Origin of the sequence: Escherichia sp. HH41S (genome assembly GCF_009820115.1) — a bacterium.
GTDB classification, from domain to species: Bacteria; Pseudomonadota; Gammaproteobacteria; order Enterobacterales; family Enterobacteriaceae; genus Escherichia; species Escherichia coli_F.
In genome coordinates, this window is sequence record NZ_VNXE01000119.1 from 45543 (window position 1) to 67662 (window position 22120).

Here is a 22120-nt window from a genome sequence, read left to right on the forward strand (position 1 = left end):
TTCTGGTGACTTACGCACTATCCAGACTTGAAAATAGTCGCGTAACCCATACGATGTGGGTATCGCATATTGCGTTTTGTTAAACTGAGGTAAAAAGAAAATTATGATGCGAATCGCGCTCTTCCTGCTAACGAACCTGGCCGTAATGGTCGTTTTCGGGCTGGTACTGAGCCTGACAGGGATACAGTCGAGCAGCGTTCAGGGGCTGATGATCATGGCCTTGCTGTTCGGTTTTGGTGGTTCCTTCGTTTCGCTTCTGATGTCCAAATGGATGGCATTACGATCTGTTGGCGGGGAAGTGATCGAGCAACCGCGTAACGAAAGGGAACGTTGGCTGGTCAATACTGTAGCAACCCAGGCTCGTCAGGCGGGGATCGCTATGCCGCAAGTGGCTATCTACCATGCGCCGGACATCAACGCTTTTGCAACCGGTGCGCGCCGTGATGCCTCTCTGGTTGCTGTCAGCACCGGTTTGCTGCAGAACATGAGCCCGGATGAAGCTGAGGCGGTAATTGCTCACGAAATCAGTCACATCGCCAATGGTGATATGGTCACCATGACGCTGATTCAGGGCGTGGTGAACACCTTCGTTATCTTTATTTCACGTATTCTGGCGCAGTTGGCTGCTGGCTTCATGGGCGGTAACCGTGACGAAGGTGAAGAGAGCAACGGCAACCCACTGATCTACTTTGCCGTCGCGACGGTGCTGGAACTGGTGTTTGGTATTCTGGCGAGCATTATCACCATGTGGTTCTCGCGTCACCGTGAATTCCACGCCGATGCGGGTTCAGCAAAACTGGTTGGTCGTGAGAAAATGATTGCCGCGCTGCAACGCCTGAAAACCAGCTATGAACCACAAGAAGCAACCAGCATGATGGCTTTCTGTATTAACGGGAAGTCGAAATCGCTCAGTGAGTTGTTCATGACTCACCCGCCGCTGGATAAACGTATTGAAGCTCTGCGTACGGGTGAATACCTGAAGTAATATGAAGTAAATACTAAAAAGCGCGTCCTGATCGACGCGCTTTTTTTATGCCCTGGATCGTGGCTGGGTAATACGTAAGCCACTGACACAGGCAGCAATCACTGCCAGAATAGCCGCAGCCATCAGCGAGACGTGTGTACCATTATCACCAAACTGATTTAGCATCAGCGCCACCAGCGCCGCGCCACTACTCTGACCCAATAGACGAGCCGTCCCTAACATGCCACTGGCCCCACCGCTACGTTCGCGCGGAGCGGAGGTAATAATGGTGTGGTTATTGGGTGACTGGAATAAGCCAAATCCAGCGCCACATAAGATCATCGGCCAGATAATATTGATATCCGCAGGTGACGCGGGCAGCAGAACCAGGGAAAAAAGCCCCGCAGCCATGATGAACAACCCTAAAGCACCCAGCAATCCTGCATGTACGCGTTCAATCAAATAGCCTGCCAGCGGAGCCATCACCATTGTTGCTAACGGCCACGGTGTCAGAAGTAAACCTGTTTCGACTTCACTACGCCCGAGCACGGTTTGCAGGTAAAAGGGCAGGGAAACCATTGCCAGCATTTGTGCGCAGAAAGAGCAAACAGATGTGCAAATAGAAAGCGAAAACAGCGGGATACGCAGTAAATCCACCGGTAGCAGCGGTACGGGAAGAGAAAGCTGGCGGCGAATAAAGAAAATACCAACGACAACCATTACCACCAGTTCCGCGCCAATCAACGTCAGCGATTGCCCCTGAGCGAAACCACTCAATGCAGTAATAAGCAGGCCGAAGGTTAACGCGTTCATCACGGCGCTGGGCAGGTCGAAACGGGGTTTACTGGCACGAGAGCCATTGGGTGGCAGAAAACGCATGGCCAGAAGCAGGGCGATAATACCCAACGGTACGTTGATTAAAAATAACCATTTCCAGGATGCGATGGAGAGGATTGCTGCAGCAATTGTCGGCCCGGCAGCAGAAGAGACGGCAACAATAAACGAGTTTATGCCCATCCCTCTACCCAGAAAACGTTGTGGATAGATCAGGCGGATAAGTGCGGTATTAACGCTCATCAACGCTGCACCGCCGAAACCTTGTATGACACGCGCAAGGGTGAGCATTTGTAGCGAATCAGAAAGGGCGCAGAACAGTGAAGACAACAGAAAAACGACCAGACCGCATTTATAAATACGTCGATAGCCAAACATATCGCCCAGAAACGAAAACGAGAGCAGGGAGATGACAATGGCGATTTGATAGGCGTTCACTACCCAGATGGAACTGGCTGGCGTGGCATGAAGGTCCGTGGCGATTGTTGGCAGGGCGACGTTGGCGATTGCGCCGTCAAGGACAGCCATCGAAATACCAATCACAATGGTTAATATCGCACCGTATCGCTGGGGCAACGGCAGGCCGTCGGCCTGAACTTTTGGCATAGGAATTTTATATCTTTGGTGAATAATCAACAGGGGTAAGATTCTAGCACTGATATTCACGGTGGATGTCGCAGAATTGTAACTAACCGGCAAAAGATGGATTGCGACCACCCAGGTGCGAAATTATAATAAAAAACAGTTCTGATTTTTATAAAACACTCGCAATGAGGTGATAAATGGCTAACGCAGATCTGGATAAACAGCCTGATTCTGTATCTTCCGTGCTGAAAGTTTTTGGCATTTTGCAGGCGCTGGGTGAAGAGCGCGAAATAGGGATAACCGAGCTGTCGCAGCGCGTCATGATGTCAAAAAGCACCGTTTATCGCTTTTTACAGACCATGAAAACCCTGGGTTATGTGGCGCAGGAAGGGGAGTCGGAGAAATATTCGCTGACCCTGAAATTGTTTGAACTGGGCGCTCGCGCGTTACAAAACGTCGATTTAATTCGTAGCGCAGATATCCAGATGCGTGAGATCTCCCGCCTGACCAAAGAAACTATCCACCTCGGCGCACTGGACGAAGACAGTATTGTTTACATCCACAAAATTGACTCTATGTACAATTTGCGCATGTATTCACGGATTGGTCGTCGTAATCCGCTGTACAGCACCGCGATTGGTAAGGTACTGCTGGCATGGCGCGATCGCGATGAAGTGAAGCAAATTCTCGAGGGCGTGGAGTATAAACGCAGTACCGAACGGACCATCACCAGTACTGAAGCGTTATTACCCGTTCTGGACCAGGTGCGCGAGCAGGGGTATGGCGAAGATAACGAAGAGCAGGAAGAAGGACTGCGTTGCATTGCGGTTCCGGTATTTGATCGCTTTGGCGTGGTCATTGCCGGTCTGAGCATCTCCTTCCCGACGTTGCGTTTCTCTGAAGAGCGTTTACAGGAATATGTCGCAATGTTGCATACCGCGGCGCGCAAAATTTCTGCACAAATGGGTTATCACGACTATCCGTTCTGATGAGAGTAAGAACCTGTCTGAATATCAAACAGACAGGTTCTTTATTTAGCATGAGAAAAATAAAGTTGAAGGTGGCGTTATATTAAACGCACTTGCGATAAGAATATTTTACTTATGAGTGAGAATCTGGTTATTTATTACCCTTAACCATTATCGACCACAATATTGCTTTTACGTAACAACGGGCAATCTGTTATCCCCAGAAAACCACTTTTAGTGTGCAGGTATTGTACCGTGCTGGTGCCTCTGGCGGTCAGATAGGTACATTGCAAACCTAATCCCGCGGCATTCTCTTTGCTTCCAATCAAAACGCCATATCCGCTGAGTAATAATCCTATCCATACCAGTGCTATCAGCATAACTGTGCGAATGATGAATCGCATTACAACCTCTTCTCTTTTTATGTTCGCTTAATCGTAGCGGCAATATGCGCTGAAGCAAGCGACTCATTCTGAAAAAGCACGAATATCGACATAGTTAGGCGCTGTTTAACTAACACATGCTAGTTTAATGACATAAGGTAGGTGAAACGGAGATTGGAGTGAAAAAGTTTCGATGGGTCGTTCTGGTTGTCGTGGTGTTGGCTTGCTTGCTGCTTTGGGCGCAGGTATTCAACATGATGTGCGATCAGGATGTACAATTTTTCAGCGGAATTTGTGCCATTAACCAGTTTATCCCGTGGTGATATCATTTTTTCAGCACTAGATTTTCTTCCTCTCCAGCAGTGGTAGAATAGCGCCTCTACTCAGAGGTGGTGAAATGAACGAAGTTGTAAATTCAGGCGTGATGAACATTGCGTCTTTGGTTGTATCGGTGGTGGTTCTTCTTATCGGGCTCATCTTGTGGTTTTTTATCAATCGTGCCAGTTCACGAACTAACGAACAGATTGAACTGCTTGAGGCGTTGCTGGATCAGCAAAAACGTCAAAATGCACTGTTACGTCGTTTGTGCGAAGCAAACGAACCTGAGAAAGAAGATAAAAAGACCGTTGAGAGTCAAAAATCGGTTGAAGACGAAGATATTATTCGTCTGGTCGCCGAACGGTAATCCTTCCTCAATCTTGAGTAACCCCGTCGTTGAAGGGTTACTCAATTCATCCTGATTATACGCACTGTCATGGTGCAACTGCTTCAAATTAAAACTCTGGTCTGACTTCAAATAATTATCATATTATTTATTTGCGTAACGGGATATCAGAAAAAGATATTTAGCCCATTAATTTATTAGGATGTTTACATCGGATTTGTGATTAAGCGTGTTATTATTTATTAGCGAAACGTTTCTCTCTTGATTTTTTTGCGCATTCATCAATTTTTCTTATTTTAAATTTACAATATCTTTGGCGATTGACTTCTCTTTTGGGTGATTGATAGCCGTTAACTGACTGTTTTATGAGAAAAAGTGATATAACTTTTTATTCATTGCATAGCAGAAAATGTGATATTGCACGCACTATGTAATAACTTCTCCCATTGGCCTGGAACAACTGAACTTATTGAACTATGTTAGAAAATACGTCAGTTTAAGTATCTGCCTGAACTGGCAAGGTTAAGCACAATGATATATCGGCGCGTATTCCGTTGCATAAGTGTGCAAAAAAAGTGGAAGACGTATCGAGATTTGTGCGTCTGATCGAGACATGTTTAAAAATGGCTTGCCATAATTAACGTTGTATGTGATAACAGATTTCGGGTTAAACGAGGTACAGTTCTGTTTATGTGTGGCATTTTCAGTAAAGAAGTCCTGAGTAAACACGTTGACGTTGAATACCGCTTCTCTGCCGAGCCTTATATTGGTGCCTCATGCAGTAATGTGTCAGTTTTATCTATGTTATGCCTGCGGGCGAAGAAAACAATCTAAGGAATTTTTCAAATGGCAAAGATTAAAGGTCAGGTTAAGTGGTTCAACGAGTCTAAAGGTTTTGGCTTCATTACTCCGGCTGATGGCAGCAAAGACGTGTTCGTACACTTCTCCGCTATCCAGGGTAATGGCTTCAAAACTCTGGCTGAAGGTCAGAACGTTGAGTTCGAAATTCAGGACGGTCAGAAAGGTCCGGCAGCTGTTAACGTAACAGCTATCTGATCGAATCCACTGATCTGAAGTGTGAAGACACTTCAATCTCGCTATAAAGCCTCGTCGAATGCGAGGCTTTTTACTTTGCTTTATCTTCGCTCCTGGCATTCGGATATTTGCCCGCCGCGTGATTCGCGTTACACTTGCGGCCTTTAGTATCCTGCCGGAGTTGTCATGTCGTTTTCCTGTCCACTTTGCCATCAGCCTCTTTCGCGTGAAAAAAACAGCTATATCTGTCCCCAGCGACATCAGTTTGATATGGCGAAAGAAGGGTATGTCAATCTGCTGCCCGTTCAGCATAAACGGTCTCGTGATCCGGGCGACAGCGCGGAAATGATGCAAGCACGCCGCGCATTCTTAGATGCCGGACATTATCAGCCGCTGCGTGATGCAATTGTCGCCCAACTGCGGGAACGGCTTGATGAAAAGGCCACGGCAGTGCTGGATATTGGCTGTGGTGAAGGGTATTACACACACGCATTTGCCGATGCGTTGCCCGAAATCACCACGTTTGGCCTGGATGTCTCGAAGGTTGCGATAAAAGCGGCGGCGAAACGCTATCCGCAGGTCACTTTTTGTGTTGCTTCCAGCCACCGTTTGCCGTTTTCCGATACCAGTATGGACGCCATAATACGTATTTACGCGCCGTGTAAAGCAGAAGAGTTAGCGCGAGTAGTGAAGCCTGGCGGTTGGGTCATTACTGCCACGCCGGGACCGCGACATTTGATGGAGCTGAAGGGGCTGATTTACAATGAAGTACATCTTCATGCACCTCATGCAGAACAACTGGAAGGTTTTACATTACAGCAGAGTGCTGAGTTGTGTTATCCGATGCGTCTTCGCGGTGATGAAGCCGTCGCATTATTGCAGATGACGCCGTTTGCCTGGCGTGCGAAGCCAGAAGTCTGGCAAACACTGGCAGCAAAAGAAGTGTTCGACTGCCAGACGGACTTTAATATTCACCTCTGGCAGCGTTCTTATTAACCGTGGAAGTGCGTCCAGAGGATCTGGACGCCGATGCCGATCAGTACCAGCCCGCCGAGAATTTCCGCTTTCTTCCCAATAATTGAGCCGATAAAGCGACCAACCATCATCCCTAATGTCGACATAATCAAGGTTGCACAACCAATGGCCAATGCGGTCGCGATAATGTTGACCTGCAGGAAGGCGAGACCAACACCCACAGCCATGGCATCCAGGCTGGTGGCAATCGCGGTGGTTACCAGTAGCCAGAAACCGTGTCGACGGCGCGGTTCTTCATCTTCATCATCTGCGCCACGAAAACCCTCAATAATCATTCGCCCGCCGAGGAATATCAGCAGCACAAACGCAATCCAGTGGTTCCATTCAAGGACAAACCGGCTGGCTAACATGCCCATTCCCCAGCCGATCAGCGGCGTCAGGGTTTCGACGGCACCAAAAATAAGGCCGGTTCGCAACGCTTCAGAAAATTTCGGTTTATGGAGGGTGGCACCTTTACCGATTGATGCAGCAAATGCATCCATCGACATACCAAACGCAAGAAGAACAGTAGCAGTGATATTCATGACAACGTCCTGACCGGGGTATCCATAAAACACATCATCGCCCCCAGCAAACATGCATACATGAACAACAAACCGCGATGATTTTCGCGTTCATGCAGGCATAGCGATTGATGTGCATATGGTCTCGCCTGACTGAAAGTGTTCAGTCCGTACGTGCCACGTTTTGCAACGAGTATGTTGACACGTACATTTCCGGAATCTGGAAATCGGCTACTCCCCAAATGAGGGCGCAACATTAACATATTTTTAGAATATAAAACAACTGTTGGGATATATTATTTCAGCAGTTAATTGATAACGATTTTCATTTAGATTTATATATCAATGAAACGTTAAAATAAATAACAAATAAGGGATGGGATAATATAGCCTAAGCTATGTCTGATTATTTAAAATACAGCAAGCATAGCTTTGGCTAAATTCATAACTTATTGAGTGGAAACAAGAAGTTTATAAATTTTCTCCAGGTCGTCGATATTTCGAACGCGGATTAACAGCCGGCGCTGTTCTAATTGCATCACTAACACGCCATCTTCAGACAAGTTCATCGCTTTAATTCGACTATATTCAATCCAGACATTGGCGAAGAAAAAACCTTTTTGTTTAAAGATGATCTTCGGAACGCGGATCCAGAAAATATAAAACCCCATTAGAGCCAGTGCACTTAATAACCATGTCGTTATTTGCGCGCCATGATTCGTGACGTTGTTATAGATAAGAATGACAATCAGTCCTACGAAGATAACGCTGTCGATGCGGCCACGTCGGAGCAAAGGAATTGCCAGCAGGGTGGGGCCGTTGCGGCGGGGCATGATGAACTGATCGTAGATCGCGAAGGTCAGGAGTGCGGCGATGAAAAGAATCAGTACCAGGTCCGTGATTGTCATTAATCCTCCAGATAAAAAAACGGGGCCAAAAGGCCCCGGTAGTGTACAACAATCTTACAGTCCCAGCAGGCCGCAAGCGTAACCAGCGATACCGATGACGAAGAAGCCAACGATGATCCACAGCGGATTAACTTTTTTGCGCAGCAGCCACATACAAGCAAAGGTCAGCAGCAGTGGTACCAGGCCCGGCATTAACTGGTCAAGAATAGTCTGGACAGTGGTAACGTGTTCTTTGCCCGTCTGGTCAGTAATGCGAGAGACAACCAGCGGGATGTTGACATGTGTCCACTTGTTAACCAATGCCCCCATGACAAACAGGCCGAGAATAGACGCCCCTTCCGTCAGTTTTTGCAGGAAGCCGCCACCCATATCTTTAACGATATCGATACCTTTGGAGTAACCATACGCTACGCCGTAGTAACGGGTTGCCAGACGCACCAGGTTAAACAAGATGAAGAACAGCAGCGGACCTAACAGGCTGCCGCTCATTGCGATACCGGCACCCAGTGCTGCAAATACCGGACGTACGGTTCCCCAGAAGATCGGGTCGCCTACACCAGCCAGCGGCCCCATCAAACCGACTTTGATACCGTTGATAGCACCGTCATCGATCTCTGCGCCATTAGCACGCTGTTCTTCCAGCGCCAGGGTTACGCCGAGAATCGGCGCAGCCACGAACGGCTGGGTGTTAAAGAACTCCAGGTGACGGCGAATAGCTTGTTTACGAGCTTCGTTGTTCTCAGGGTAGAGGCGACGAATTGCCGGTACCATAGAGAAGCAGAAACCCAGTGCCTGCATACGTTCGAAGTTCCATGAACCCTGGAAGAGGTTAGAACGCAGGAAGACGCCACGAATATCACTTTGAGTGAGTTTTTTCTCGGTGGTAGTTTGAGTTGTATCAACCATTTCGCTCACCTGTTAGTCCAGTTCGTTATCGAGATCGTTGTTACCAGCGGCCTGAGCAGGCGCACCGGCTACGCGGTTGTATTTCGGGCTAAGTTGGATGTAGAGCACTGCCATAACAGTACCAATCACACCCAGAGCAACCAGGTTAAAGTTGGTGAATGCTGCGGTTACGAAGCCGAGGTAGAAGAACGGCATCAGGTAGCCAGCACGCATCATGTTGATAACCATCGCATAACCAACCACCACGATCATGCCACCGGCGATATTCAGACCATTGGTCACCACTTCCGGAATCGCATTCAGCATGTTCTGGACTTCGCTGGTACCAACAGACAGCGCAACGATGACGGCCGGAATAGCCACACGCATTGCTTGCAGGAACAGAGAAGAAACGTGGATCCAGGAAATCGCTGTCAGGTTGCCGTTATCAGCAGCCTTATCCGCAGCGTGCTGGAAAGCAACGGTAATAGTACGAACGATGATGGTCAGTACCTGACCTGCAGCAGCCAGAGGGATTGCCAGTGCGATACCTGCACCAATGCTCTGATGACCTGCGATAACCAGAATAGTAGAAATGATGGAAGCCAGAGCGGCGTCAGGCGCAACTGCAGCACCGATGTTCATCCAGCCCAGCGCGATCATTTCCAGCGTACCACCGATAATAATACCGGTTTTCATATCCCCAAGAACGATACCCACCAGGGTACACGCGATTAGCGGACGGTGAAACTGAAATTCATCGAGGATAGATCCCATACCTGCGATACAGGCTACGATAAATACCAGCACAATTTGAAGAGTGGTAATCTCCATTGTACTTCTCCTGTTTACGTAAGACTTAAGTGTGAAAACTGAGTGATAATCAACACAATACGTTACTTATCGATTTTGCTGATCAGATCCATCATTTTCAGTTTCGGATCGGTGGAAACCTTACGGACTTCCAGCTCAATACCGCGCGCATTCAGTTTCTTGAACGCCTCGATATCTTTTTCATCAACAGAAACCGCGTTATTCACCTGGGTTTTACCCTGACGGAATGCCATACCACCAACGTTAACAGAGGTGATTTTCACGCCGCCTTCAACGAGACGCTCTACATCTGTAGGGTTGGTAAATAACAGCATTACGCGTTCGCCAGCATATTTCGGGTTGTTGTAGACGCGAATCATTTTGGCGACATCAACCACGTGTGCTGTTACGCCCGGAGGTGCAACCTGGGTGAGCAGTGTCTTACGAACGGTATCCGCAGCCACTTCATCACTAACAACAATAATACGGGAGACATTGGTTTCTTTAGTCCAGCGGGTGGCGACCTGACCGTGAATCAGACGGTCGTCGATACGCGCAAGGCCAATAACCATGTAGTCGTTTGGTCCCATTGGTTTTGCCGGAGTTGGAGCCGCTTTTGGTGCTGCGGCAACGGGTGCTGGCGCGGCTTTTTCAACCGGTTTGGCTTTCAGTGCTTTCACGCCTTCACGGCCTGTTTCTACTGCCAGCGCCACCAGTTCATCAAAGCTTGGGTCATCATCACGGGCCATTAACGTTTCCACGAGCATTGGAATGTTAACGCCTGCAATGACTTCATAATGCTCTTTGTCGACGACAATGCGGCTGGCAGCATTGAACGGGCTGCCTCCCCATGTATCAACGAGAAACAGCACGCCTTTAGTGGTGTCGAGTTTTGCCAACTGAGCGTTGTACTTTTCAATCAGCGTTTCGGCATTTTCACCTGGAACGAAATCGATCCAGCCGACGTTTTCCTGCTCGCCTAACAGCATTTCTGCCGTTTTAAGCAACTGCTCTGCAGCCCAACCATGTGTGCCTATAACAATAGCAATGGTCACTTGCTACCTCCTTTATTATCGTTAACACCTCAACGTGCCAGATGTATTTTTGAATCGTCGTCCACAATCGAATCGATTCAGATAAGGGCTACAACCAAAAACCCCTGCGTTTCGCGATTTATTTTAGATATCGAAAAAATTATTTTATGTGATGAAGATCCGTAATTTAACTTTCGATTAGCAGAAATTTCGAAAGGTAAAATATCCTTGTCACATTCGTTTGCAAAGGAAGGTAAATCTTTGCCAAATCAGATGTGTCTCTGATATGTTTAACTCCCGTTTAACAACCATGGAGTATAGGGCAGTAGCCCGCAGTATGGATCGTCACCGACGTCATTTCAGCATCAGGCCTTTTAACGCCTGCTTTTCTGGCACTTTATGCCGCACCTTTCGTTTGCCTTTTGTCGTTACGCCTGCATTATTTCTGGCGCCGAATAGCTATTCCTTAAGCAGGAGCTTGTCATGGAATTCTTAATGGACCCCTCAATTTGGGCGGGGCTACTCACGCTTGTTGTTCTCGAAATTGTGCTGGGTATCGATAACCTGGTCTTCATCGCCATTCTTGCTGACAAACTGCCGCCAAAACAACGCGATAAAGCGCGTTTGCTGGGATTATCACTGGCGCTGATTATGCGTCTGGGGCTGCTGTCGCTGATTTCATGGATGGTCACGCTGACCAAACCGCTCTTTACCGTCATGGATTTCTCCTTCTCCGGACGCGACCTGATTATGTTGTTCGGGGGGATATTCTTGCTGTTCAAAGCAACAACCGAACTGCATGAACGGCTGGAAAACCGCGATCATGATTCCGGCCACGGTAAAGGCTACGCCAGTTTCTGGGTGGTCGTCACACAGATCGTCATCCTTGACGCCGTCTTCTCGTTGGATGCGGTGATTACTGCTGTAGGGATGGTTAACCATCTACCGGTGATGATGGCTGCGGTGGTGATTGCGATGGCGGTTATGCTGCTGGCATCGAAACCGCTGACGCGATTTGTTAATCAGCATCCAACGGTAGTGGTGCTCTGTCTGAGCTTCCTGTTAATGATTGGTCTGAGTCTGGTGGCAGAAGGTTTCGGTTTCCACATTCCGAAAGGTTACCTGTATGCCGCGATTGGCTTCTCGATCATCATCGAAGTGTTTAACCAGATTGCGCGTCGCAACTTTATTCGTCACCAGTCGACTTTGCCGCTGCGTGCGCGTACTGCCGATGCCATCCTGCGTTTGATGGGGGGGAAACGTCAGGCCAATGTTCAGCACGATGCCGATAACCCGATGCCTATCCCGGTACCGGAAGGTGCGTTTGCCGAAGAAGAACGTTACATGATTAACGGTGTATTGACGCTGGCGTCGCGTTCTCTGCGCGGGATCATGACGCCGCGCGGTGAAATAAGCTGGGTTGACGCTAATCTCGGGGTGGATGAAATCCGTGAGCAGCTGCTCTCCTCACCGCACAGTCTGTTCCCGGTATGTCGCGGTGAACTGGATGAAATCATCGGTATCGTACGTGCTAAAGAACTGCTGGTGGCGCTCGAAGAAGGTGTTGATGTGGCGGCGATTGCTTCGGCGTCTCCGGCGATTATCGTCCCTGAAACCCTTGACCCGATCAACCTACTGGGCGTGCTGCGTCGTGCTCGCGGGAGCTTTGTTATCGTGACCAACGAGTTTGGTGTGGTACAAGGCCTGGTCACGCCGCTGGATGTGCTGGAAGCCATTGCGGGTGAATTCCCGGACGCTGACGAAACGCCGGAAATCATTACCGATGGTGACGGCTGGCTGGTAAAAGGCGGTACAGATTTGCATGCCTTGCAGCAGGCGCTTGATGTTGAGCACCTTGCCGATGACGATGATATCGCGACGGTCGCGGGCCTCGTGATCTCGGCAAATGGTCACATTCCCCGTGTGGGCGATGTGATTGATGTAGGGCCACTGCATATCACCATCATTGAAGCCAATGATTATCGTGTTGATCTGGTTCGCATTGTTAAAGAGCAACCGGCGCACGATGAAGATGAGTAAGCGTTAACGTAACGGCATAACGGGCGTGATATGTCCATTATGCCGGGCGGGCGGCGGTTGGCTGCCCGCCAGCCATTTGGGAAAATCGCGTAGCGGCATCGGCTGTGCGTACAAATACCCTTGCAAAATATGCACGCCATGACGGCGCAAATACTTCGCCTGTTCTTGTGTTTCCACACCCTCCGCCACCAGTTCAATATTCAGTCTTTGCCCCAGTGCGATGATGATATCGGTCACCGTCGAGTTAACCGCGTCAGAACCTATAGCTGCGGTAAATGACTTATCAATTTTCAGCACGTCAGGACGTAATGTTTCAAGCCAGGAAAATGAACTGTTGCCGGTGCCGAAGTCATCAATCGCCAGTTTGACGTTTTTACGATGCAGCTCGCGGGCAATCCGATAATCAACATCCAGTAAGGCATCGCGTTCGGTGATTTCGAGGATCAGTTGCTGAATCGGGTGAGCGCTAAACCAGTACTGATTGAGATCTTTTATCAGTACACCACGGCGAAAATGGCTGGGTGCGACGTTAATGCCAACATGAAACTGACTACTCATTGGGAAAACATGCCGCTGACGGATGGTTTCTGCCATCACATAGCGGGTCAGTGGCACAATTAAATGATGTTCTTCCGCGATAGGAATAAACACATCCGGTGAAATCCAGCCCTGACGTGGATTGTTCCAGCGCAGCAAAATCTCTACACCAATACATTGCTGGCTGCGCGCATTAAGCAAAGGCTGGCAGAACAATTCGAACTCATGTTGCGCCAGGCCCAGATTGATTTCACGGGAAAAACTCATCCGGTAAGCGGTCGCCAGCCAGGCGATATAGCCCACAAGTAAACTTAGCAGCACCGCCAGCGGTAATTGTGTTGGAAGATAGTGCCATGCCAGCGCCGTAGCCCCCGGACCATTAACGTTAATGGTAAAAGGAAAGCGTTGCGAAGAAACATGATAGTTTTCATTGTCTTCAGGTTGCGGAAGGGAATCTACCAGCCCATTACCATAGAGCAAATGCCGATCGTCCACCGTCAGGCTGGCGCTACTGATTTGCGGCAGTTGTGGCTCAAGCAGCATTGCCGCCAGTAAGTCGATGTTGATCATCTCCATGACCCCAGCATTGCTACTGCCCGCTGCAGGCGTCCATTGAATCAAAACCGGACTGCCTTTAATCAGGGCATGGTCGGTCGTCAGTCGTAAAAGTGGTTGCGGTGCAGGAAGTTCAGCCAGAATGTCCACGACGGGCACATTGCGATAACCAAAAATGCTGGAGCAATAAAGTGTGCCGTCTTGCACCAGGCCAATGGATCGCACAGTTTGGAGTTTTGCCGCCTGTTTACGTAATGGCAAATGGGCGACAGAGCAGGGCAGACCAATTAGCGGAAGTAATACTTCGCTACCTGCCTGTAGGGGAAGCAGTACTTTATCTAATTCCTCTACAGCGTGATTGGCGAATTGTACTACCCGTTGTTGATTTAAGTTACGCTGTGAAATAAATCGCACGCTCAGGGTCGAAGCGAGCGTAACGAGTGCGCAAATCGTACAAACAATCATTCGATTACGGCGATAGGTTTTAATGATCCGTTGTGCTTTTTGCATGCGGGCCACCCTGTAAGCGTATGGCGACAAACGCCTGACGCAACAGTGGAAGTGTAGTGGGGAAAATTACAGCAGACGAGAAAGCAGGGATAAATTCGCCCATCCGTTGCAGATGGGCGAGGATAAAGTATTAGTCACACTGGACTTTAATTGCCAGACCACCACGAGACGTTTCGCGGTACTTGGCGTTCATGTCTTTACCGGTTTCGTACATCGTTTCGATGACTTTATCCAGCGAGACGCGCGGCGCACTGGTGCGACGCAGGGCCATCCGCGCGGCGTTAATCGCCTTGACTGACGCAATGGCGTTACGTTCAATGCACGGCACCTGAACTTGCCCTGCAACAGGGTCACAGGTCAGACCGAGGTTGTGCTCCATGCCAATTTCCGCTGCCACACAAACCTGTTCCGGGCTACCGCCCAACAGCTCGGCAAGGCCCGCAGCAGCCATTGAACAGGCAACACCCACTTCGCCCTGGCAACCGACTTCCGCACCGGAAATAGAGGCGTTCATTTTATACAGTGCACCAATCGCGCCCGCAGCCATAAAGTAACGGGTATAGATGTCCGGGCTAACCGATTCAATAAAGTGGTCATAATAAGCCAGCACTGCCGGAACAATGCCACAAGCACCGTTGGTTGGCGCAGTTACCACACGACCACCGGCGGCGTTTTCTTCGTTAACTGCCAGCGCAAACATGTTTACCCAGTCAATGACATTCATCGGATCGTTAGACAGTTTATCGCTGGAAACCAGCATCCGGCGCAGGGCCGACGCACGACGCGGCACGCGCAGCGGGCCTGGCAGTACGCCTTCGGTGTTCATCCCGCGATCGATACATGCCTGCATGGTTTGCCAGACATGCGCGAAATACTCGTCGATCTCTTTCTTGCTGTGCAGCGCCAGTTCGTTCTGCATAGCGAGACCAGACAGCGAATAGCCGGTTTCATTACAGTACGCGAGCAGTTCGGTGGCAGATTTGAACGGATACGGCACGCTCACTTCGTTGGCGGCATCCTGACCAAAGTGTTCTTCATCGACGATAAAACCGCCGCCGATGGAATAATAAGTTTTGCTGTAGACGACTTCATCGCCGTTATAGGCGTGGATTTGCATACCGTTTTCATGCAGCGGCAGGTTGCCGTTATGAAAACGCATCCCGTTGTCGCGCGGGAAATCCACTTCATGCCGTCCCTGTGCCAGCAGCAGACGTTCGCGCTCTTCTACGTCGCGAATAAAACCGGGAATACTGTCGATATCCACGGTGGCAGGTTCGTTACCTGCAAGACCCATAATAATGGCGATATCGGTGTGGTGGCCTTTACCCGTCAGCGACAGTGAACCATAAACGTCCACGGCAACGCGAGTAACGCTATCCAGTAAGCCTTTTTCGACCAGATCATCGACGAACTGTTTACCCGCCTTCATAGGCCCTACGGTATGGGAAGATGAGGGACCAATCCCCACCTTAAACATGTCGAATAGACTAATCACGATAATACTCCTGACAAGGTGACTGGACTTCCAGTAACGAACGAATAACAGCGCATAGTGTAAGAGGGAACGCGGCGACTGGCTTAACTATTCACATGAATTAAACTAATCAAAAACCGCGATTTAACTAATATTGCGATGATTGTCTCAAGTAGTGTTTTGTAGATGTAAAGATAAGTATAGTCAGGGTTTCACACCAATTTGCAGCGCCAGCTCACGAATTATGCCTGCGGTCATTCCCCATACAAAATACTGTTCATACCAGGACAGCCATACCCGATGTGAATCGCCACGGCGGTAGATATCTAACGGGTGATAACGGCCTAAATGCAGCGCCTGGGCGAGGGGCATTTCAAACACCGCCGAGACTTCATCTTCACTGGCGCGATACGGCAGATCGGGCGGGATAATGCCGACCACTGGCGTTACCTGGTAGCCAGTGACGCTATCGACGGGCGGCAGCACGCCGATAACTTCGACGGCGGAAGGTGGTATAGCAACCTCTTCTTCAGCTTCGCGCAGCGCAGCGGCGATAACTGACGCGTCCGTATCATCCACTGCGCCGCCTGGAAACGCCACTTGTCCGGCGTGTTTACGCAGATGAATCGAACGCTGAGTCAGCAACAACCCCGGTTGCGGTCGACGGACGATGGGGATTAACACGGCAGCCTGACGATGATTTAGGGTTTCCCGGTTAATTTGCGGGCGCAAAAGTTGAAAACGCGATAAAAAATCATCAAGCGTCAGGCTACGGTATTCCACGTCTTACTTCTCCAGTTGGCGTAATATCTTATTAACTTTATCAAAAGTTTCCTGATATTCCGCTTCTTCCTGGCTATCGGCGACAATTCCACCGCCCGCAGAGCAGTATATTTGTCCGTTAATGGCAGTCAGCGTGCGGATAGTAATGCTGGTATCCATGTTGCCGCAAAAGCTCAAATAGCCAATGCTGCCGCACCAGGCATTGCGTCGCTGCGGTTCCAGTTCGTCGATAATTTCCATAGCCCGTACTTTCGGTGCTCCAGTTATTGAGCCACCAGGAAAAGCTGCGCGCAGCAGATCGCTGGTGTGTAACTGTTCTGGTAGTTGCGCCGTTATGGTGCTGACCAGATGATGCACGGCAGGGAAGGATTCCACCACGAACAGCTCTGGTACTTTTACCGAACCTGCTACGGCAACACGACCGATATCATTACGCATTAAATCGACAATCATCAGATTTTCGGCACGATCTTTCGCTGAGTTCGCCAGTTTTTCTGCTTGTTTGCTATCTTCCTGAGGATCGGGCAGGCGTGGTAGCGTGCCTTTAATCGGGCGGGTCTGGATTTCACTATTATCACAAAGAATAAACCGCTCTGGCGAAAGGCTTAAAATCGCGCCCTGTTCAAGACGTAAAAAAGCGCTAAATGGCGCGCGGTTGGCCTGATTAAGCTGAAGGAATGCCTGCCATTCATCGCCAGAATAGGTCGCATGGAAACGCTGGGCGAGATTCACCTGATAGCAATCACCGCTGTGCAGATATTCCTGTACCTGGCGAAATTTTTCGCCGTACAGCTCGCGGGTCATATTGGATTGCCAGTCGGAAGTGAGCGTGAAATCTTCCTGCGGCGAGAATTGCTGGCTTTCCAGCCAGGCCCGACGGGCATTGACATCATTATGACTCAGCAAAGAAACTGTTTGACGCTGGTGGTCGACAATGAGCGCCCAGTCGTAGATACCCACAGCCATATCCGGCAGAACGATATCTTGCTGCGCAATTTCTGGCAGTGACTCAAAACGGCGGCCCAGATCGTAGCCAAACAACCCCAGCGCGCCGCCCTGAAATGGCAAATCTTCGTTATGCGCTGGGCGAATGTCTGCGCGATCCAGCACCTGCTGGAGCACCTGTAGCGGGTCATCAGTGGTCGTTGTGCGTTTTTCGCTTTCACTAACAACGGTTTCTTTACCGAAAGTGGTTAAAGTGCAAATCGGCTCGGCGACCACAATATCAAAGCGGCTATATGGATGATCGGCATAGCCGGAGTGTAAAAGCATCGCCCACGGCAGGTGACTTAAGCGGGAGAAATAAAATTCAGCGGCGTCCTGACGCCAGGGTAAAGTAATCACAGCGGGAGATAACGTCTTCATCAGTCCTGACTCTACTGGCTATGTGCCGGGTAGCATGAAATAATTAGCGCCAACAATTTAGCAGGAGTTAACAATGTTTGCAGGTTTACCTTCACTCACCCATGAACAGCAGCAAAAAGCCGTCGAGCGGATCCAGGAGCTGATGGCACAAGGGATGAGCAGCGGCCAGGCAATCGCGTTGGTGGCAGAAGAGCTGCGTGCCAACCATTCCGGTGAGCGGATTGTGGCGCGATTTGAGGATGAAGACGAGTAAGACTCTAATCCGTATTGATTTCGTTATAGAAGCCGATGATTATTTGATTGTGAGAAAAAGGACGCTTTTTATATGTGGTTAAAAGCGTCCTGCCCCATTTATGCTGATGTAAATTTAACTCAGACCAGTGCTTTTAGTTCTTCCTGCATATATGTTGAAAAGTATTCAGGATTTTTAATCACAGAGCGTTCACCAGACTCCATTTTTTTTGCCCATCCAACCATTTTTTCCGTGAACCCAGGGTTCCAGCCTTCCTGGTCAGCTCGCGCCGTAATATCAGCGGCACTCGCGGGTACTCCCAGTTCTTTCAAATATTTAAAGATTCCCTTCGCCGTGCTTTCATTCATCGAACTTGGTGTTGGCGCTGATACATCCATGGCACCAATGAAATCCAGGGCTTTATCTATTACAGCAGGCATATTCTTATCCTTAAAATTAACCATGTTATCGATAAGGCTATATATGACCTTAATTTGCATCTAATATCAAAGGGATTATAACGATATGGCACGAGTTAACCTGTTGACATTCAGGTGTTTTAAAGGTAGCAGCTCATGGTGTGTTATCCAGTAAGAGGGAGAAAATTAACGGTCAGTTCTCACGCTATAACCAGATGTTCAGCTAAGAAAGAAAACCAGAGATGCTAATCGAAGGGCGAACACAACGGCATTGTTATGTTTATTTATATAGTTAGTTTTATAGCTAAAATTGAAATTATAAAAATAAATAATGAATTAGCAGGAGCATCAACAGTAATATCTTAATCTCTGGTCGATTTATGTAAAACCGACCAGTATTATCGATAAATTATCGTCTGACTTATTTTGCTTCGATAAAGCTTACACCGCAGCCACAATCTTAATTTCAACTTTATACTTCGGGTTCATCAAACCCGCTTGTACCGTGCAGCGCACCGGCGCATGACCCGCGACAACCCAGGCATCCCACGCTTTATTCATCGCCGCGAAGTCGTTTTTATCAGCCAGGAAAATGGTGGCATCCAGAATGCTCGATTTATTGCTGCCCTGTTTTTCCAGCACGGCGTCAATCTGCGCCAGCGTGTTGGCGGTTTGCTCAAAGGCATTGGCGTCGAGGTTTTCCGGTACACCAGTGTAGTAGAGCGTGTTGTTGTGGATTACTACATCAGACCAGCGGGCTTCAGCATCGATACGAACGATAGTCATCATTTTGTCCTCATTATCCTTCCATTTTCGTGCTGCAAAGACTGCCACAATGTGAGGTCGCCGTCACCACTTCAACTGGCGAAAGCGCCCTCATCCTGACATAATCCCTGTTCAAATCAACAGGGGGTAGTGTGACGGACGATTTTGCACCAGACGGTCAGCTGGCGAAAGCGATACCAGGCTTTAAGCCGCGAGAACCACAGCGTCAGATGGCGGTAGCCGTCGCCGGGGCGATAGATAAAAGCCAGCCGCTGGTGGTGGAGGCCGGAACCGGTACGGGCAAAACCTACGCTTACCTGGCCCCTGCGCTGCGGGCGAAAAAGAAAGTCATTATCTCGACCGGTTCAAAAGCGTTGCAGGATCAGCTCTACAGCCGCGATTTGCCAACGGTTTCAAAGGCGTTGAAATATACGGGCAACGTGGCGTTGCTGAAAGGGCGCTCTAACTACCTCTGCCTCGAACGTCTCGAACAGCAGGCGCTGGCGGGTGGCGATCTACCGGTACAAATTTTAAGCGATGTGATCCTGCTGCGCTCCTGGTCTAATCAAACAGTCGATGGTGATATCAGCACCTGCGTCAGCGTGGCGGAAGATTCACAGGCGTGGCCGCTGGTCACCAGCACCAACGACAACTGCCTTGGCAGCGACTGCCCGATGTATAAAGATTGCTTTGTGGTCAAAGCACGCAAAAAAGCGATGGACGCCGATGTGGTGGTGGTAAACCATCATCTCTTTCTGGCGGATATGGTGGTGAAAGAGAGTGGATTTGGCGAACTGATCCCGGAAGCTGACGTGATGATCTTCGACGAAGCCCACCAACTGCCTGACATTGCCAGCCAGTATTTTGGTCAGTCACTCTCCAGTCGACAACTGCTCGACCTGGCAAAAGACATCACCATCGCCTACCGCACCGAATTAAAAGACACCCAGCAGTTACAAAAGTGCGCCGACCGCCTTGCCCAGAGCGCGCAGGATTTTCGCCTGCAATTAGGTGAGCCAGGTTATCGTGGCAACCTGCGCGAACTGTTAGCTAATCCGCAAATTCAGCGAGCATTTTTACTGCTCGATGACACCCTGGAACTTTGTTATGACGTGGCGAAACTGTCGCTGGGGCGTTCCGTCTTGCTGGATGCGGCATTTGAGCGCGCCACGTTGTATCGTACGCGGCTGAAACGGCTAAAAGAGATCAATCAGCCGGGCTACAGCTACTGGTACGAATGCACTTCGCGCCATTTTACTCTGGCACTCACGCCGCTTAGCGTGGCGGATAAATTCAAAGAATTAATGGCGCAAAAACCAGGTAGCTGGATCTTTACCTCAGCAACGCTGTCGGTGAATGACGATCTGCATCATTTTACCTCGCGGCTTGGCATTGAACAGGCAGAGTCGTTGCTGTTACCCAGCCCGTTTGATTACAGCCGCCAGGCGTTACTCTGTGTGCCGCGCAACCTGCCGCAAACCAATCAACCGGGCTCCGCACGGCAACTGGCGGCAATGTTGCGACCGATCATCGAAGCTAACAACGGTCGTTGTTTTATGCTTTGTACCTCGCACGCCATGATGCGCGATCTGGCCGAGCAGTTCCGCGCTACCATGACGCTTCCCGTGTTGTTGCAGGGGGAAACCAGCAAAGGCCAACTGCTACAGCAGTTTGTCAGCGCCGGTAACGCGCTGCTTGTGGCGACCAGCAGTTTCTGGGAGGGGGTGGACGTGCGTGGCGATACATTGTCACTGGTGATTATCGACAAGTTGCCGTTTACCTCCCCGGATGACCCGTTGTTAAAAGCGCGCATGGAAGATTGCCGTTTGCGCGGTGGTGACCCGTTCGATGAAGTACAACTGCCGGATGCGGTCATTACTCTCAAGCAGGGAGTAGGGCGACTGATTCGCGACGCCGACGATCGAGGGGTTTTGGTGATTTGCGACAATCGGCTGGTGATGCGCCCTTACGGCGCGACGTTTCTCGCCAGTCTGCCGCCAGCGCCGCGCACCCGTGACATTGCCCGTGCGGTTCGTTTCCTTGCGATACCATCCTCCAGGTAATTTGTGATGGAGTATGGTATGATGCGCGCCTTTTTATTGATCTAAGCACGAAGACCCATGCGAATTCTGGCTATCGATACCGCGACAGAGGCCTGCTCTGTCGCCCTGTGGAACGACGGCACTGTCAACGCTCATTTTGAGCTTTGCCCTCGTGAACATACTCAACGAATCTTACCGATGGTGCAGGATATCCTGACCACCAGCGGAACTTCCCTGACGGACATAAATGCTCTGGCTTACGGGCGCGGCCCCGGTAGCTTTACCGGCGTGCGCATTGGTATTGGCATTGCGCAAGGGCTGGCGCTTGGCGCGGAATTACCGATGATTGGCGTCTCCACGCTAATGACGATGGCGCAAGGGGCGTGGCGCAAAAACGGCGCAACCCGCGTGCTGGCAGCCATTGACGCGCGAATGGGCGAAGTTTACTGGGCCGAATATCAGCGTGATGAAAATGGTATCTGGCACGGTGAAGAAACCGAAGCCGTACTCAAACCTGAACTCGTTCATGAACGGATGCAACAGCTTTCCGGCGAATGGGTGACGGTAGGGACGGGCTGGCAAGCCTGGCCGGATCTCGGTAAAGAGAGCGGTTTGGCCCTGCGCGATGGCGAAGTGTTACTGCCCGCTGCAGAAGATATGCTGCCGATTGCTTGTCAGATGTTTGCCGAGGGTAAAACGGTGGCGGTGGAACATGCCGAACCGGTTTATTTACGTAACAACGTCGCATGGAAGAAACTTCCGGGCAAAGAATGAATCTTAAGAGTAT

Annotated in this window: 25 protein-coding genes; 12 read left to right on the forward strand and 13 right to left on the reverse strand. The window is 49.8% G+C overall.

What is annotated here, in order from left to right:
• Nucleotides 1-103 precede the first annotated feature (103 nt).
• Nucleotides 104-985: a protease HtpX gene (gene htpX, locus FQZ95_RS22160; RefSeq protein WP_000984517.1), complete on the forward strand. Its 882-nt coding sequence runs from the start codon at nt 104-106 to the stop codon at nt 983-985.
• A 45-nt stretch (nt 986-1030) separates the two neighbouring features.
• Here the strand turns inward: htpX and FQZ95_RS22165 are convergent, their stop codons facing one another.
• Complete coding sequence (locus FQZ95_RS22165) at nt 1031-2404, reverse strand: MFS transporter (RefSeq protein ID WP_001354729.1); 1374 nt, start codon at nt 2402-2404, stop codon at nt 1031-1033.
• A gap of 176 nt (nt 2405-2580) precedes the next feature.
• Here FQZ95_RS22165 and kdgR point away from each other — a divergent pair, with 176 nt between their 5' ends.
• Nucleotides 2581-3372, forward strand: coding sequence for a DNA-binding transcriptional regulator KdgR (kdgR, locus tag FQZ95_RS22170; protein WP_001262182.1), 792 nt, complete (start codon nt 2581-2583; stop codon nt 3370-3372).
• Nucleotides 3373-3515: 143 nt separating this feature from the next.
• On the opposite strand, the gene FQZ95_RS22175 is transcribed toward kdgR, so the two are convergent.
• Nucleotides 3516-3755 carry a YobH family protein gene (locus FQZ95_RS22175; RefSeq protein ID WP_001211011.1) on the reverse strand — a complete coding sequence of 80 codons (240 nt, stop codon included), beginning with the start codon at nt 3753-3755 and terminating at the stop codon, nt 3516-3518.
• A gap of 158 nt (nt 3756-3913) precedes the next feature.
• Here FQZ95_RS22175 and mgrB point away from each other — a divergent pair, with 158 nt between their 5' ends.
• From mgrB to rlmA, 5 genes are all read left to right on the forward strand, one after another.
• The gene (gene mgrB, locus FQZ95_RS22180; protein WP_000714550.1) at nt 3914-4057 is read left to right on the forward strand and encodes a PhoP/PhoQ regulator MgrB; all 144 of its coding nucleotides are present in this window, start codon (nt 3914-3916) and stop codon (nt 4055-4057) included.
• A 74-nt stretch (nt 4058-4131) separates the two neighbouring features.
• Nucleotides 4132-4419 (forward strand): YebO family protein, encoded by a 288-nt coding sequence (locus tag FQZ95_RS22185; protein ID WP_001006867.1) that lies wholly within the window; start codon nt 4132-4134, stop codon nt 4417-4419.
• 669 nt (nt 4420-5088) lie between these two features.
• Nucleotides 5089-5232 carry a DUF2627 domain-containing protein gene (locus FQZ95_RS22190; protein WP_001295496.1) on the forward strand — a complete coding sequence of 48 codons (144 nt, stop codon included), beginning with the start codon at nt 5089-5091 and terminating at the stop codon, nt 5230-5232.
• Nucleotides 5233-5244: 12 nt separating this feature from the next.
• On the forward strand, nt 5245-5454 hold the full coding sequence (gene cspE / locus FQZ95_RS22195) for a transcription antiterminator/RNA stability regulator CspE (RefSeq protein ID WP_001062678.1): 210 nt from the start codon (nt 5245-5247) through the stop codon (nt 5452-5454).
• A 165-nt stretch (nt 5455-5619) separates the two neighbouring features.
• Nucleotides 5620-6429 carry a 23S rRNA (guanine(745)-N(1))-methyltransferase gene (gene rlmA / locus FQZ95_RS22200; RefSeq protein WP_000010120.1) on the forward strand — a complete coding sequence of 270 codons (810 nt, stop codon included), beginning with the start codon at nt 5620-5622 and terminating at the stop codon, nt 6427-6429.
• Here rlmA and mntP read toward each other — a convergent pair.
• From mntP to manX, 5 genes are all read right to left on the reverse strand, one after another.
• Nucleotides 6426-6992, reverse strand: a complete 567-nt coding sequence (gene mntP / locus FQZ95_RS22205; protein WP_001296134.1) for a manganese efflux pump MntP — start codon at nt 6990-6992, stop codon at nt 6426-6428. The genes rlmA and mntP overlap by 4 nt on opposite strands.
• 428 nt (nt 6993-7420) lie before the next feature.
• The gene (locus tag FQZ95_RS22210) at nt 7421-7879 is read right to left on the reverse strand and encodes a DUF986 family protein (protein WP_000156290.1); all 459 of its coding nucleotides are present in this window, start codon (nt 7877-7879) and stop codon (nt 7421-7423) included.
• A 54-nt stretch (nt 7880-7933) separates the two neighbouring features.
• Nucleotides 7934-8785, reverse strand: coding sequence for a PTS mannose transporter subunit IID (gene manZ / locus FQZ95_RS22215; RefSeq protein WP_000228655.1), 852 nt, complete (start codon nt 8783-8785; stop codon nt 7934-7936).
• A gap of 12 nt (nt 8786-8797) precedes the next feature.
• Nucleotides 8798-9598: a PTS mannose transporter subunit IIC gene (gene manY / locus FQZ95_RS22220; RefSeq protein WP_000406926.1), complete on the reverse strand. Its 801-nt coding sequence runs from the start codon at nt 9596-9598 to the stop codon at nt 8798-8800.
• A gap of 62 nt (nt 9599-9660) precedes the next feature.
• Complete coding sequence (gene manX, locus FQZ95_RS22225; protein WP_000150550.1) at nt 9661-10632, reverse strand: PTS mannose transporter subunit IIAB; 972 nt, start codon at nt 10630-10632, stop codon at nt 9661-9663.
• Nucleotides 10633-10948: 316 nt separating this feature from the next.
• On the opposite strand from manX, the gene FQZ95_RS26780 reads away from it, so the two are divergent.
• The gene (locus FQZ95_RS26780; protein WP_269218577.1) at nt 10949-11107 is read left to right on the forward strand and encodes a protein YoaL; all 159 of its coding nucleotides are present in this window, start codon (nt 10949-10951) and stop codon (nt 11105-11107) included.
• Nucleotides 11095-12651: a CNNM family cation transport protein YoaE gene (gene yoaE, locus FQZ95_RS22230; RefSeq protein ID WP_000394976.1), complete on the forward strand. Its 1557-nt coding sequence runs from the start codon at nt 11095-11097 to the stop codon at nt 12649-12651. Before FQZ95_RS26780 ends, yoaE begins: the two co-directional genes overlap by 13 nt.
• Nucleotides 12652-12654: 3 nt before the next feature.
• Here the strand turns inward: yoaE and FQZ95_RS22235 are convergent, their stop codons facing one another.
• The 4 genes from FQZ95_RS22235 to pabB all read right to left on the reverse strand — a co-directional run bounded on the left by FQZ95_RS22235 (nt 12655) and on the right by pabB (nt 17875).
• Complete coding sequence (locus FQZ95_RS22235; RefSeq protein ID WP_001353154.1) at nt 12655-14253, reverse strand: EAL domain-containing protein; 1599 nt, start codon at nt 14251-14253, stop codon at nt 12655-12657.
• Nucleotides 14254-14383: 130 nt separating this feature from the next.
• Nucleotides 14384-15748 carry an L-serine ammonia-lyase gene (sdaA, locus tag FQZ95_RS22240; RefSeq protein WP_000624298.1) on the reverse strand — a complete coding sequence of 455 codons (1365 nt, stop codon included), beginning with the start codon at nt 15746-15748 and terminating at the stop codon, nt 14384-14386.
• 183 nt (nt 15749-15931) lie between these two features.
• Nucleotides 15932-16510 (reverse strand): CoA pyrophosphatase, encoded by a 579-nt coding sequence (locus FQZ95_RS22245; protein ID WP_000456725.1) that lies wholly within the window; start codon nt 16508-16510, stop codon nt 15932-15934.
• Between the two features lie 3 nt (nt 16511-16513).
• Nucleotides 16514-17875: an aminodeoxychorismate synthase component 1 gene (pabB, locus tag FQZ95_RS22250; protein WP_160530685.1), complete on the reverse strand. Its 1362-nt coding sequence runs from the start codon at nt 17873-17875 to the stop codon at nt 16514-16516.
• A gap of 73 nt (nt 17876-17948) precedes the next feature.
• On the opposite strand from pabB, the gene FQZ95_RS22255 reads away from it, so the two are divergent.
• Entirely contained in the window at nt 17949-18128 is a 180-nt protein-coding gene (locus FQZ95_RS22255; protein WP_000457334.1) for a YoaH family protein, read from the forward strand.
• Between the two features lie 119 nt (nt 18129-18247).
• On the opposite strand, the gene FQZ95_RS22260 is transcribed toward FQZ95_RS22255, so the two are convergent.
• Nucleotides 18248-18547, reverse strand: coding sequence for a DUF1889 family protein (locus FQZ95_RS22260; RefSeq protein ID WP_001111990.1), 300 nt, complete (start codon nt 18545-18547; stop codon nt 18248-18250).
• A gap of 420 nt (nt 18548-18967) precedes the next feature.
• A complete protein-coding gene (locus FQZ95_RS22265) occupies nt 18968-19312 on the reverse strand; it encodes a RidA family protein (protein ID WP_001354727.1) in 345 nt (114 codons plus the stop codon).
• Between the two features lie 131 nt (nt 19313-19443).
• Here FQZ95_RS22265 and FQZ95_RS22270 point away from each other — a divergent pair, with 131 nt between their 5' ends.
• Nucleotides 19444-21354 (forward strand): ATP-dependent DNA helicase, encoded by a 1911-nt coding sequence (locus tag FQZ95_RS22270; protein ID WP_105276939.1) that lies wholly within the window; start codon nt 19444-19446, stop codon nt 21352-21354.
• 57 nt (nt 21355-21411) lie between these two features.
• On the forward strand, nt 21412-22107 hold the full coding sequence (gene tsaB, locus FQZ95_RS22275) for a tRNA (adenosine(37)-N6)-threonylcarbamoyltransferase complex dimerization subunit type 1 TsaB (protein WP_001220973.1): 696 nt from the start codon (nt 21412-21414) through the stop codon (nt 22105-22107).
• Nucleotides 22108-22120 lie beyond the last annotated feature (13 nt).

Excerpts from the sequence above, each read along its gene's own strand:
- FQZ95_RS22265 (WP_001354727.1), bottom strand. The coding sequence starts at position 19,312 with ATGACTATCGTTCGTATCGATGCTGAAGCCCGCTGGTCTGATGTAGTA.
- FQZ95_RS22190 (WP_001295496.1), top strand. The coding sequence starts at position 5,089 with ATGTGTGGCATTTTCAGTAAAGAAGTCCTGAGTAAACACGTTGACGTT.
- FQZ95_RS22165 (WP_001354729.1), bottom strand. The coding sequence starts at position 2,404 with ATGCCAAAAGTTCAGGCCGACGGCCTGCCGTTGCCCCAGCGATACGGT.
- mntP (WP_001296134.1), bottom strand. The coding sequence starts at position 6,992 with ATGAATATCACTGCTACTGTTCTTCTTGCGTTTGGTATGTCGATGGAT.
- rlmA (WP_000010120.1), top strand. The coding sequence starts at position 5,620 with ATGTCGTTTTCCTGTCCACTTTGCCATCAGCCTCTTTCGCGTGAAAAA.
- FQZ95_RS22185 (WP_001006867.1), top strand. The coding sequence starts at position 4,132 with ATGAACGAAGTTGTAAATTCAGGCGTGATGAACATTGCGTCTTTGGTT.
- manZ (WP_000228655.1), bottom strand. The coding sequence starts at position 8,785 with ATGGTTGATACAACTCAAACTACCACCGAGAAAAAACTCACTCAAAGT.
- FQZ95_RS26780 (WP_269218577.1), top strand. The coding sequence starts at position 10,949 with ATGGATCGTCACCGACGTCATTTCAGCATCAGGCCTTTTAACGCCTGC.
- pabB (WP_160530685.1), bottom strand. The coding sequence starts at position 17,875 with ATGAAGACGTTATCTCCCGCTGTGATTACTTTACCCTGGCGTCAGGAC.
- FQZ95_RS22260 (WP_001111990.1), bottom strand. The coding sequence starts at position 18,547 with ATGCCTGCTGTAATAGATAAAGCCCTGGATTTCATTGGTGCCATGGAT.
- tsaB (WP_001220973.1), top strand. The coding sequence starts at position 21,412 with ATGCGAATTCTGGCTATCGATACCGCGACAGAGGCCTGCTCTGTCGCC.
- FQZ95_RS22235 (WP_001353154.1), bottom strand. The coding sequence starts at position 14,253 with ATGCAAAAAGCACAACGGATCATTAAAACCTATCGCCGTAATCGAATG.
- kdgR (WP_001262182.1), top strand. The coding sequence starts at position 2,581 with ATGGCTAACGCAGATCTGGATAAACAGCCTGATTCTGTATCTTCCGTG.
- cspE (WP_001062678.1), top strand. The coding sequence starts at position 5,245 with ATGGCAAAGATTAAAGGTCAGGTTAAGTGGTTCAACGAGTCTAAAGGT.
- manY (WP_000406926.1), bottom strand. The coding sequence starts at position 9,598 with ATGGAGATTACCACTCTTCAAATTGTGCTGGTATTTATCGTAGCCTGT.
- yoaE (WP_000394976.1), top strand. The coding sequence starts at position 11,095 with ATGGAATTCTTAATGGACCCCTCAATTTGGGCGGGGCTACTCACGCTT.
- FQZ95_RS22175 (WP_001211011.1), bottom strand. The coding sequence starts at position 3,755 with ATGCGATTCATCATTCGCACAGTTATGCTGATAGCACTGGTATGGATA.
- FQZ95_RS22255 (WP_000457334.1), top strand. The coding sequence starts at position 17,949 with ATGTTTGCAGGTTTACCTTCACTCACCCATGAACAGCAGCAAAAAGCC.
- htpX (WP_000984517.1), top strand. The coding sequence starts at position 104 with ATGATGCGAATCGCGCTCTTCCTGCTAACGAACCTGGCCGTAATGGTC.
- FQZ95_RS22210 (WP_000156290.1), bottom strand. The coding sequence starts at position 7,879 with ATGACAATCACGGACCTGGTACTGATTCTTTTCATCGCCGCACTCCTG.